This window comes from Nocardioides sp. YJ-D4, assembly GCF_054031495.1.
Window position 1 is genome coordinate 1265694 of record NZ_CM132932.1, and the last position, 11798, is coordinate 1277491.

At 70.1% G+C, this 11798-nt stretch carries 11 protein-coding genes; 6 read left to right on the top strand and 5 right to left on the bottom strand.

What is annotated here, in order from left to right:
- The first annotated feature begins 72 nt into the window (after nucleotides 1-72).
- The 5 genes from ACW14X_RS06060 to ACW14X_RS06080 all read left to right on the top strand — a co-directional run bounded on the left by ACW14X_RS06060 (nucleotide 73) and on the right by ACW14X_RS06080 (nucleotide 5695).
- Nucleotides 73-828 carry an HAD family hydrolase gene (locus ACW14X_RS06060; RefSeq protein WP_160024608.1) on the top strand — a complete coding sequence of 252 codons (756 nt, stop codon included), beginning with the start codon at nucleotides 73-75 and terminating at the stop codon, nucleotides 826-828.
- Nucleotides 825-3470 carry a glycoside hydrolase family 65 protein gene (locus ACW14X_RS06065; RefSeq protein ID WP_457165027.1) on the top strand — a complete coding sequence of 882 codons (2646 nt, stop codon included), beginning with the start codon at nucleotides 825-827 and terminating at the stop codon, nucleotides 3468-3470. The genes ACW14X_RS06060 and ACW14X_RS06065 overlap by 4 nt, the downstream gene beginning before the upstream one ends.
- Nucleotides 3471-3499: 29 nt before the next feature.
- Nucleotides 3500-4399, top strand: coding sequence for an EamA family transporter (locus tag ACW14X_RS06070; protein ID WP_457165028.1), 900 nt, complete (start codon nucleotides 3500-3502; stop codon nucleotides 4397-4399).
- Nucleotides 4400-4517: 118 nt separating this feature from the next.
- Nucleotides 4518-4775 (top strand): hypothetical protein, encoded by a 258-nt coding sequence (locus ACW14X_RS06075; protein ID WP_457165029.1) that lies wholly within the window; start codon nucleotides 4518-4520, stop codon nucleotides 4773-4775.
- A complete protein-coding gene (locus ACW14X_RS06080; RefSeq protein WP_457165030.1) occupies nucleotides 4772-5695 on the top strand; it encodes an alpha/beta fold hydrolase in 924 nt (307 codons plus the stop codon). The genes ACW14X_RS06075 and ACW14X_RS06080 overlap by 4 nt, the downstream gene beginning before the upstream one ends.
- Here ACW14X_RS06080 and ACW14X_RS06085 read toward each other — a convergent pair.
- Genes ACW14X_RS06085 through ACW14X_RS06105 form a run of 5 tightly spaced genes read right to left on the bottom strand, consistent with a single transcriptional unit; the run spans nucleotide 5692 to nucleotide 10895 of the window.
- On the bottom strand, nucleotides 5692-6474 hold the full coding sequence (locus tag ACW14X_RS06085) for a GumC domain-containing protein (RefSeq protein WP_160024613.1): 783 nt from the start codon (nucleotides 6472-6474) through the stop codon (nucleotides 5692-5694). The genes ACW14X_RS06080 and ACW14X_RS06085 overlap by 4 nt on opposite strands.
- A complete protein-coding gene (locus ACW14X_RS06090) occupies nucleotides 6471-8060 on the bottom strand; it encodes an ABC transporter ATP-binding protein (RefSeq protein WP_160024614.1) in 1590 nt (529 codons plus the stop codon). Before ACW14X_RS06090 ends, ACW14X_RS06085 begins: the two co-directional genes overlap by 4 nt.
- Complete coding sequence (locus ACW14X_RS06095; RefSeq protein ID WP_457165031.1) at nucleotides 8057-9172, bottom strand: CbiQ family ECF transporter T component; 1116 nt, start codon at nucleotides 9170-9172, stop codon at nucleotides 8057-8059. The genes ACW14X_RS06090 and ACW14X_RS06095 overlap by 4 nt, the downstream gene beginning before the upstream one ends.
- Complete coding sequence (locus tag ACW14X_RS06100) at nucleotides 9169-9828, bottom strand: hypothetical protein (RefSeq protein WP_457165032.1); 660 nt, start codon at nucleotides 9826-9828, stop codon at nucleotides 9169-9171. The genes ACW14X_RS06095 and ACW14X_RS06100 overlap by 4 nt, the downstream gene beginning before the upstream one ends.
- On the bottom strand, nucleotides 9822-10895 hold the full coding sequence (locus ACW14X_RS06105) for a prenyltransferase/squalene oxidase repeat-containing protein (protein ID WP_457165033.1): 1074 nt from the start codon (nucleotides 10893-10895) through the stop codon (nucleotides 9822-9824). The genes ACW14X_RS06100 and ACW14X_RS06105 overlap by 7 nt, the downstream gene beginning before the upstream one ends.
- Nucleotides 10896-11150: 255 nt before the next feature.
- Between ACW14X_RS06105 and ACW14X_RS06110 the strand changes: the two genes are divergently transcribed.
- Nucleotides 11151-11798 (top strand): hypothetical protein, encoded by a 648-nt coding sequence (locus ACW14X_RS06110; protein WP_457165034.1) that lies wholly within the window; start codon nucleotides 11151-11153, stop codon nucleotides 11796-11798.

Here is an 11798-nt window from a genome sequence, read left to right on the forward strand (position 1 = left end):
GGTGAGGGAAAACACCACCGCGAGCGGGGCCTGATTCTTCGGCCTGGGCCGCCCAGCCCCTAGCCTGAAGTCATGACCAGACCTGTTGCCTGGGAGACGTTCACCGCGATCCTCTTCGACCTGGACGGCGTGATCACGCCGACCGCGGTCGTGCACATGCGTGCGTGGGAGGAGATGTTCAACGCCTACCTGCAGGAGAAGACCCCGGGTGCGCCGGCCTACACCGACCAGGACTACTTCGCGTACGTCGACGGCAAGCCGCGCTACGACGGCGTCCGCGACTTCCTCGCCTCCCGCGACATCCGGCTTCCCGAGGGCACCCCGGACGACGCGCCCGAGCTCGAGACCGTCTGCGGTCTCGGCAACCGGAAGAACAACGCCTTCAACATGGTGCTCGAACGCGACGGCGTCGAGGCCTACCCCGGCTCGGTGCGCTTCCTGGACTATCTGACCACCCTCGACGTCCGGCTCGGCGTGGTGTCCTCGTCGGTCAACGCGCCGACCGTGCTGAAGGCGGCGGGGCTGCTGGACCGGTTCGAGACGGTCGTGTCGGGAGCCGTCGCAGATGAGCAGGGTCTTCCCGGCAAGCCTGCGCCGGACACGTTTGTCTACGCCGGTAAGGTCCTCGGAGCCACCCCGAGCGAGGCCGTCGTCCTCGAGGACGCCGTCTCCGGGGTGCGCGCCGGCAAGGCAGGAGATTTCGCGCTCGTCGTCGGGGTGGACCGTGGCGCCGGCCACGACACCCTCACGGCCGCCGGCGCCAGTCTCGTCGTTTCCGACCTTGCTGAACTTGTCCCAGACGACCCTGCTCGAGGAGCACAGCAGTGAGAACCAACGTCGGCCCGAACCCCCTGGACCGGGCCCGTTACCCCATCGACCCGTGGCGGCTGGTGGAGACGAGCTACTCCCCCGACGACCTCGGCCTGACCGAGACGATCTTCAGCGTCGCCAACGGCTATCTCGGCATGCGTGGCACCCCCGAGGAAGGTCGCCCGACCTACGCGCACGGCACCTTCATCAACGGGTTCCACGAGACCTGGCCGATCCGCCATGCCGAGAACGCCTACGGCTTCGCCAAGACCGGCCAGACCATCGTCAACGCCCCCGACGCCAAGATCATGAAGATCTACGTCGACGACGAGCCGCTGACCTTCGGCACCTCGGACCTGGAGGAGTACGAGCGGGTGCTCGACTTCCGCGAGGGTGTGCTGCGGCGGCATCTGGTGTGGCGTACGCCCTCGGGCAAGCGGGTCGCGATCAAGTCGACCCGGATGGTGTCGATGACGCAGCGGCACCTCTCCATCCAGACCCTGGAGATCACGATGCTGAGCGGCGCGGCGCCGATCGTCGTCTCGTCCCAGCTGCTGAACCGGCAAGACGGCAAGGACGAGTACCACGTGCCGTCGGCGGCGCTGGGCGAGGGCATGGACCCGCGCAAGGCCTCCGCCTTCGACACCCGCGTCCTGCTCCCGCAGATGTCGGTCGCCGACGAGGAGCAGATGACCCTCGGCTACCGGTGCGCCAACTCCGGGATGACGATCGCGGTCAGCGCCGCCCACCAGATCGAGACGCCGGACCCGGTCGAGACCGTCGTCCGCGCCGAGGACGACCTGGCCAAGACGGTCTTCCGGGTCGACGCGACCGAGGGCAGCACGCTGCGGTTGCAGAAGACCGTGGCCTACCACACCTCCCGTGGGGTGCCGGTGCGCGAGCTGGCCGACCGCTGCGGACGTACGCTCGACCGGGCGATCCGCCTGGGCGTCAGCCACTTCGAGCGCGACCAGCGCAACTGGTACGACGAGTTCTGGTCCGCCGCCGACGTCGAGATCTCCGCGGCCCGTACGGAGGACGACGAGGACATCGCCGCGGCCCAGCAGGCGATCCGGTTCAACCTGTTCTCGCTGGCCCAGGCGACCGCCCGCACCGACGGTCTCGGCGTCCCTGCGAAGGGGGTCACCGGCTCGGGCTACGAGGGGCACTACTTCTGGGACACGGAGTGCTACGTCATCCCGTTCCTCTGCTACACCCAGCCCGAGGTCGCCCGCAACGTGATGCACGCCCGCTCGGTGATGCTCCCCGCGGCCCGGCAGCGAGCCTCGGAGATGGCCGCGAAGGGGGCGCTGTTCGCCTGGCGCACCATCAACGGGCAGGAGGCCTCGGCCTACTACGCGGCCGGCACCGCGCAGGTGCACATCGACGCCGACATCGCCTTCGCGCTGATGAAGTACGTCTACGCGACCGGTGACATCGGCTATCTCATCCGCGAGGGTGTCGACATCCTGGTCGAGACCTCGCGGATGTGGGCCGATCTCGGCTTCTGGCGCCACAACGGCGAGCCGTCCTTCCACATCCACGGCGTGACCGGGCCGGACGAGTACACCACGGTGGTCAACAACAACCTGTTCACCAACGTGATGGCCCGCTACAACCTGGAGAAGGCCGTCGAGACCATCGAGATGCTCCGGGCGGACTATCCGCGCGAGTATGCGCAGGTCATGGGCCGGCTCGACATCTCGCCCGACGAGGTCGAGGAGTGGGGTCGCTGCGCCGCCGCGATGCACATCCCCTACGAGGAGGGGCTCGGCATCCACCCGCAGGACGACAACTTCCTCGACCGCGAGGTGTGGGACCTGCCCAACACCCCGGACGAGGTACGTCCTCTGCTGCTGCACTACCACCCGCTGGTGATCTACCGGTTCCAGGTGCTCAAGCAGACCGACGTGGTGCTCGCCCTCTTCCAGCAGGGCAACCGGTTCACCCCTGAGCAGAAGCGGGCCGACTTCGAGTACTACGACCCGATCACCACCGGCGACTCGACGCTGTCGGCCGTCGTGCAGTCGATCGTGGCGGCCGAGGTGGGCTACCAGGACGACGCCCTGCGCTACTTCTACGACGCGCTCTACGTCGACCTCCACAACATGCACGGCAACACCGTCGACGGGATGCACATCGCCTCCACCGGCGGCGTGTGGGGCGGTCTGGCGTTCGGCTTCGGCGGGATGCGCGACTACGACGGCAAGCTCTCCTTCGACCCGCGCCTGCCGGTCCAGTGGGGCTCGCTGGTCTTCCGGGTCCAGTGGCACTCGACCCGGATGCAGGTCGCGCTGACCAGCGACCAGATCGTCTTCACCGTCGTGGACACCCCGGGCGAGGAGTACGACATCCCGATCAGCGTCCGCGGGGAGGAGTTCGTGGTCTCGAAGGGTTCGCCGGTGATCGTGCCGCTCGCCGACCAGGGGCCGCGGATCGGCACCCACCTCGACGAGGAGCCGCACGGCGGTATCCGCCCCGACGGATCGCGGATCACGGCCACCGTGCCCCCGCCGATCCCGCCGGAGCTCTACGAGCAGGACCATGTCGAGCATGCGATGGTCCCGCAGGAGTCGCGGCGTGGGTCCGAGCGGCTCGCGGAGGAGGCCAACAGGGCCATCAACCTCTCCAACGTCTCGCAGACGGACTCGGCGCAGTAGCGGTCTTTACGTGGTCCTAGACTGACCGGGTGGTCACACGCTCCTCAACCGGTAGAGGCTCTCTCCGGGCGAGGCTGGCCCACCCGGTCGTCCTGGTTCTGATCGGGATCGCGTCGGTGCAGATCGGCGCGACCTTCGCCAAGTCGCTCTTCGACGAGGTCACCCCGACCGCCATGGTGTGGCTGCGACTGACGCTGTCCGCGCTGATCCTGCTGGCGATCACCCGGCCCCGGGTCCGCGGCCTCGCACGCCGCGACTGGCTCGTCGTGATCGCCTTCGGGGCCTCGCTCGGGCTGATGAACTGGGCCATCTACCAGTCCTTCGCCCGGCTGCCGATCGGGATCGCGGTCACCATCGAGTTCATCGGCCCGCTCACGATCGCGCTGGTCACCTCGCGGCGCGCCCGCGACCTGGTCTGGGTCGCGCTGGCGGCCGCAGGGGTGGTGCTGCTCGGTCTCGAGCCCGGTCGGATCTCGATCGTCGGCGTGCTGTTCGCGCTGCTCGCGGGGGCCTGCTGGGCTGCGTACATCGTGCTGTCGAAGGCGACCGGAGCGCGGTGGGAGGGGCTCGACGGGCTCGCTCTGGCCTCCACGGTCGCGGCGGTGGCGCTGACGCCCGCGGCGATGGCGTACGCCGACGGGCTGGGTTCTCCGCACGTGTGGCTGGTCGGGCTGATGGTGGGCCTGATGTCCTCGGTGATCCCCTACTCCCTCGATCTCGTCGCCCTGCGTTCGATCAAGTCGGGGCTCTACGCGATCCTGATGTCGCTGGAGCCGGCCGCCGGCGCGCTGGCCGCGATCCTGATCCTCCACGAAGGGCTCTCGGTCCTGCAGTGGCTGGCCATCGCGTGTGTCGTGGTCGCCTCCGCGGGCGCGACGCGCACCGGCAAGCCCGAGCATCACGTGCCGGCGGAGTCCACCCCGGTGTAGTGCCGTGTTTCACACAAGCGACATCGGAACGTCACTGACTCCGAACGTTGAGGTCACTACAGTTCGGTGACAACTCCCCCTCGCCGCCCGGTCCCCGCCAGTCCTTGGAGTTGCTCCGTTGTCGACCATCACCGCACCCGTACACACCGCTGCCGTCGCCCAAGTCGCCGCCCTCCTCGCCGCTCGCACCGCGGGGCGAATGGTCGGCCCGTTCCTACGACCGATCCAGCTGCTGCTCGCTTGGCCGGTCGCCTCCCAGCTCGTCGCCCGGCACAACGCCAAGGCCGCCGAGGAGGCCATCCTGCTGCGGCGTGCCGAGCGTGAGGATGTGCAGAACTATCTCGAGCTGCTTGCTTCGGAGAGAATGTCTGCATGAGCGTTCCGCGGGCCGTTGCCGAGTCCACCGTCGCGTTCCGGGATGTGCTCTCCGATGACGGCACCCTGATCCGCGCGTGGACCAACGACCCCGAAGGCGTGATCGAGGGGCCGACGGTGCTGCTGTGCAACGGCCTCGGCACCAGCCCCTGGAACTGGCCGGCGCTGCTGCACACCTCGTGCGGCGTACGCGTCGTCTCCTGGCAGCACCGCGGCACCTCCGGTTCGGCGCGGCCGAAGGATCCGGAGCAGACCACCTCGAGGCACTTCGCCGAGGACGCGCTGTCGGTGATGGACGCCTTCGCGCTCTCCCGGCCGGTCGTGATGGGCTGGTCGATCGGGGTCAACACCGCGTTCGAGCTGGCCGCGGACCATCCCGAGCGGGTCTCCGGCATCTTCGGCGTCGCCGGGGTGCCCGGCGACACGTTCAAGTCGATGCTGGGGCCGCTGCGGCTGCCCGCCCCGGCGGCCGCGATCGTGACCCGCACCGCCTCGAGGGTGCTGTGTCGCACCGGCTCCCTGATCACTCCCCTGGCGGCGCGCCTGGAGCTCGGCCCGCGAGCGATCGAGGTGTTCTCCAAGGCCGGCCTGATCGGCAAGGTCCCTGATCCCGAGCTCGCCGCGGCCGCGCTGGCGGAGTTCCTGACCACGCCGGTCGAGTGGTACTTCCACCTCGCGCTGCGCACCTCCCAGCGCCGCCCGGTCTCGCTGCGCCGGATCAAGGTGCCGGTCGTGCTGGTCGCGGGCACTCGCGACCTCATCGCCGGTGCGCGTCACATGTCGAAGGTCGCCGCCGGGGTCAAGAACGGCACCTTCGTCGAGCTCGAGGGCACCCACTTCGTACAGATGGAGCAGCCCGACCGCGTCCACCAGCTGCTGCTCGCCTTTCTCACCCGGGTCTCCGAGCACCAGCGCGTCTAGGGTGCCGAGACGACGCCGGTGACGGTGGCCCGGCGGGCGACGCGGCGCAGGGTGGCGAGGACGGCGGGCCCGAGCAGGGCGATGGCGACCGCGGTGGTGATCGCGCGCACGGTGTCCCAGCTGCTGGTCGAGGTCACCAGGGTGTAGCGCAGGAACGTGGCCAGGTTCTCGCTGAGCGCGGCACCGGGTTCGTAGGAGAGGTTGCCGCTCGCGCCGGGCACCGTGACGCCGGTGAGCAACGGCCAGCCCTGCAGGTTGAGCAGGAGCCCGTAGGCGTACGAGGCGAAGATCCCGTACGCCGCCAGCAGCCCGATCTCCCGGCGGCCGCTCGCGCGTGGCAGGAGCCCGGCTCCCATCGCCACCCAGGCGGCGCCGAGCATCTGGTAGGGCAGCCAGGGGCCGACGCCCGCGGTGACGAGCGCGGCGACGAACAGGCTCGTGCAGCCGAGGACGAACCCGAAGGCCGGACCGAAGACCCGGCCGCCGAGGATGAGCATGAAGAAGACCAGCTCCACCCCGCCGGTGCCGGCGGAGACGGCGCGCAGGACGGCCTCGATCGCGCTGAGCACGCCGAGTACCGCGATCATCCGGGTGTCGATCCCGCCCGTGGAGAGCTCGCTCAGCAGCACCACCAGCATCAGCGGAATCAGCGCCAGGAAGATGAACGGAGGCTGCACCCGGTCGTAGCCGTGGAGCAGCAGCGGCCAGCCGAACATCATCAACCCGGCCACGGAGATGATCGCGAGCAGGACCGCGGTGCGGGGCGTGAACCTGATCATCTCTCGCCCACCGCCTCGACGATCTCGCGTACGTTCAGCCAGCCCGGGCCGAAGACCTTGCTCACCTGCGGCGCGAACGCCGGCGACTCCGCCGTGACGGTGCGTACGTCACCGGCGGAGACCACCTCGCCATCGGCGAGCACCACCACGTCGTCGGCGGCCTCGGCGACGAACTCGACGTCGTGGGTCGCCACCAGGACCGCCTTGCCGGCCTCGGTGATCTCGCGCAGGATCTCGGACAGAGCGTGCTTGGCGGCATAGTCGAGGCCGCGGGTGGGCTCGTCCAGGAGCACGACCGGCGGGTCCGCGCTCAGGATCAGCGACAGCGCGAGAGCCAGGCGCTGGCCCTCGGAGAGGTCGCGCGGGTGCTGGCCGTCGGGGATGCCGGGGACCAGGCTGTCCAGGATCTCCCTGGTCCGCGGGCCACCCGCGTCGCACTCCTCGGCCACCGTCTCCAGGTAGAGCAGATCGGCAGCCGTCTGCGGCAGCAGCCCGACGAGCTCGCGGCGCTCGTCGGGGTCGAGGGTCGCCGGATCCTTGCCGCCGACGTCCACCGAACCGGCCAGCCGCTTCTGGGTCCCCTGCAGCGTCCACAGCAGCGTCGACTTGCCCGAGCCGTTGCGTCCCATCAGCGCCGTCACCCGCCCCGCCGGCAGCTCGAGCGAGACGTCGTGCAGGACCGGCGTACGTCCTCGGGTGACGGTAAGCCCGGAACTTCTCAGGCTTTTCCGTCGCTTCTCTGGCGTTGCATTGCCAGAGAAGTGCATGGATACCCGGTTAACCGGGGATTCCAACCCCCGCGCCCGCCGCCTCGCATCCCGCACGGTCAGCGGCAGCGGCGACCACCCGAGCTCGCGGCCGAGCTCGACGAGCGGCGGCACGATGGGCGAGGTCTCCAGGACCTCGGCGGGGTCGCCGACCGCGACGGAACCGTCGCCGACGAGGAGCGCGATGCGGTCGGCGAACGGTACGACCCGCTCGAGCCGGTGCTCGGCGAGGACGACGGAGGTGCCGAGGTCGTGGACCAGCCGGGTGATGGTGGCGAGTACGTCCTCGGCGGCGGTGGGGTCGAGGGCGGAGGTGGGCTCGTCGAGCACGACGACCCGGGGGTGGGTGGTGAGCACCGAGCCGATCGCGACGCGCTGCTGCTGCCCGCCCGAGAGGGTATGCAGCGACCGCTGCCGCAGCTCGGCGATGCCGAGCAGGTCGAGGGTCTCCTCGACCCGGCGCCGCATGGTCGCCGGCGGGAGGCCGAGCTGCTCCATCCCGTAGGCGAGCTCCTCCTCGACCGTGTCGGTGACGAACCCGGCCACCGGGTCCTGCCCGACGTAGCCGATGATCCCGGCGCGCTCGCGCGGCGGCGTACGGACGATCGAGGCGCCGTCCAGCAGGACGTCACCGTCGAGCACGCCGCCGGAGAAGCGCGGCACCAGGCCGGCGAGCACGCCGAGCAGGGTCGACTTCCCCGAGCCGGTCGGACCGGAGACGAGCAGCAGCTCGCCCTCCTCGATGGTGAGGTCGACGTCCTTGAGCACGTGCTCGGAGGAGTCGGGCGGGGTGAACGTGATGCCTCGCAGCTCGATCATGCGACTGCCTCCTGGTCAACGAGCGATGATGCCGGTAGCGGGGCGGCGACGGCCGGGACCAGCCCGACGAGCACACCGGCCATGGCGATCAGCGTGACGTCCGGGACGGTACTCACCCCCGGGAAGGCGACCGGGACCTGGTAGCGGGCGACCCACCAGCCCACGGCGCCGACCACGATCCCGCTCACAGCCACCACGACCTCCGGCCAGCGCCATCGGTCGGGCCGGTAGACGGTCCGCGTCACCCGGCGGCCGGCGAGCGCCAGCCCACCGGCGGCGGCGCCGACGCCGAGCGCGAGCATGGTGGCGGCCAGCCAGCCTGGCGTGGTGCCGTCCAGCACCGCGTAGACGCCGGCGCAGAGGCCGACGAGCGAGACCAGCATGAGCACCGAGGTGATCCGCCTGGTGGCGACCGGGACGCCGGCCGTACGTCCGTAGCCGCGCGTGTCCATGCCCGCCGCCAGGGCCATCGACCGCTCCAGGGCGTCCTCGAGGACCGGCACCAGGAAGCGGCGCAGACGCCTGACGTTTCCGGTCGCACCGGCACGCAGCCGTTGCGCGGCGCGCACCCGCTGCACCGACTCGGCCAGCTGCGGCAGCACCGTCACGGCGACCACGACAGCGGTGCCGATCTCGTAGAGCGCCGGCGGCAGCGAGCGCAGCAGCCGCTTCGGGTTCGCCAGCGCGTTGGCCGCGCCGACGCAGATCACGATGACGCCGAGCCGCATACCGTCATAGAGGCCGGCCAGCAGCGCCTCGCGGGTGAGCGGCCCGAGCAGCCGGATCCCCAGCACCCACTCCGGGAGCGGGATCTCGGGCAGGTCGAGGATCACGTGCCCCGGAACGGCGCCCAGCAACACCCGGAAGAGCACCCGCGTCACGACGATGAACACGGCGAGGCCGATGTAGAGCCGGAACGCCTTCGCCCACGGTTGCTCGCCACGACGGGCGGCGACCACGACCGACACCACCCCGACCACGAGCAGGAGCAGCAGCGGGTTGATGGTGAAGGAGGCGTACGCAGCCATGCCGATCGCCCACACCCACCAGGCGACAGGGTGCAGATCACGGGGCAGGTGCGCGACCGCGGCCGTACGAAGCATGGCGCTCATCGTCGGCGCCACCACACGGCACCGGCGACGGTGAAGAGTGCGACGATCCCCGCGGGCGCGACCCAGGCGGGCAGATGCTCGGTCTCGGAGGCGGAATCCGTCGGCTCCTCCGGAGATAACTCCGGCGACGGGCTTGAGGGCGCCCCCACAGCATCCCCAAGCTCCGTCGCCGGAGCGGTAACGACATTGTCGTCTATCCACGTGAACGCAACACCCTGCCCGGAGGTCACGCTGATTTCGGTAACATTTCTGGAGGCGTAGCTCCAGGCCCCCGAATCGTCGGTGATCCACAGCGACCAGTACGCGTCGGCAGGCGGCATCTGGGCGCAACCGGCGGCTTTCGGCCGCTCATCGATGCGACATACGACGCTGGGCATCGAGGTCACATAGGTGAGTGGATGTCCCGCCTTCTCGAAGAGGTCGGCGCCGGTGTCACCCTCCTCGGGCTGGACACAGGTGACCTCGGGGTCGCCACCCAGAGCGTTGGGCTCGACGACGACGGTGACCCCGTCGCACGCCTGAGCTGACGACGCGGAGACCGCGGAGACCGCGGAGACGGCGGAGACGGCGGAGACGGCGGAGACGGCGGTGAAGACGGGGGCGGTGGCCCCGGCGAGGATTGCCAGAGCCACCGCAGCGGACCGCAGGATCAGCACGAGCTCTTCGCGGTCGCATCCTTGGGCAGGAAGACCAGCGACGGCAGCGCCTGGGCGGCGGCGAGGCGGTACATCCCCTCGGACTCCTTGGTCAGGCCCTTGGTGTTGCCCTCGGTCAGCGCGGCGTCGTCATAGGCCACCGCGCCGGCGTCGTCACCACAGGTCACCACGTGGTCGGCGACCCAGCTCGCCGCCTTCTCCGCGGCGTCGGTCTCACCGGCGCGACCGAACGCCCACCCGGCCAGGCCGGTGGTGTTGGAGTTGGCGATGTTGCCGGTGGCCGCCTTGAACGACCCGTCCTCCGCCTGGGTCTCCTTCAGCCAGTCCACGCCGGCCTCGACGGCCTTCTCCGCCTCCGGGGACGCGACCCCGGACAGGGCGATCAGCGCGAACGCGGTGGCGTCGGCGTCCGGGACTGCCTTCGGGTCGGCGTCGCAGCTCTGGTCGGCGGCGGTGGGGTCAGCCGCGAAGGTGACCCGGAACCACCCCTCTTCGCACTGCTGCCCGGCCAGGAACTCCGTCGCCGCCGCGGCCTTCTCGCTCTCGGCGTTGTTCAGTGCCCATACGGCGTACGACTGTCCGATGGTGTTGGAGTAGTCGGCCGCCTTCTTGTTCTTGGGGTCGAGCTCGTCGGCGATACGGCCGTTCTCGGCGACCGTGCCCTCGAGCTGCTTCAGCAGACCGGGGTCGGAGGCGTCGACGTTCTGCTGGAGGACCAGTGCCTTCGCGGTGGCCCCGGCCGAGGTGACGGTGCCGAACCCGGGCGAGGTGTAGGCCTTCTTGTTCTCCATCACCGCCGCGGCGATCGTGGAGATCTCCTCGTCGTAGCCGCCGACCTCAGCCAGCGCGATCCCGATGTCGGCGCTGAGCCCGAAGTCGTCGGTGCCGTACTGCGCGTTGCGGGCCACGCCCTCCGGCGCCTGGGCGACGAGCCAGTCGGCCACCGAGGTGGACACCTTGGCGTCGTAGGTGGGCTTCTCCCCCTCCTCGACGGCTTTCTCGCCACAGCCGGCGAGCGAGGTGAGGGCGAGGGTGGCGGCGATGCCACCGAGGACGGTCTTCTTCATGGTTCCTTCCGCGCTGTTCGTCGGGAAGGCCCAGGGCCGACCCGCTGCTTTCCACGACAGCGTCAGGTCAGTACGCGTCCGTCGGCAGGTGCTCCGGCTCGCTCAGGACACTCTCGGTGCCTGGGCCTACGGTTGCGGGTCAGCGCCGGGATTCGACCGGCTTCCCCCACCACGGCGTGTGTTGATTGAGACGCCCCATCCTATGCCGGGCGGGGGCCTCTTGCGGGATCGCCGCCGAGCAGTCACTCTGTCCCCATGCGCCACAGGATTCTCGGCCTTGTCGCAGCATCGATCTCGGCCACCCTTCTCGCCCTCTCCCCGACCACGACTGCCGGCGCGCAGGAGGCACGGACATCGGTCACGTACGCCGATCTGGTCGCCATGTTCGGCGAGAAGGTCGGCGACCGGAGCACCGTCGAGACCGGGTTGCCGAGCCTCAACCGCGCCATGGCCGATGCCGGGATCACCACCGCCTACCGGCAGGCGGCGTATCTGACCACGCTCGCCAACGAGAGCTCCTTCCACCACGACGCCAAGGGCCGCGACAAGCGGAAGTTCACCGGCCGCGGCTACATCCAGCTGACCGGCGAGGCTAACTACACCGACGCCGGCGCCTACTTCGACATCGACCTACGCCGCCGCCCCGAGCTCGCCCGGTCGCTGGACTACAGCGCGCCGATCTCGCGGTGGTACTGGACCGTCGCCCGCGACATCAACCCGCTCGCCGACGCTCTCGACATGGGTGGGGTCAATGCGGCGATCGGCTACCCCCGCAACAAGGAGGAGGACACCGAGCGCTGCCGCGACTTCAAGGCCGCGCTGAAGCACCTCCACGGGTCCGTGCCCAAGGGAATCAAGTGCGCCCGCCCGAAAGCAGCCGAGGACTCGGTGGCCAGGCCCTAG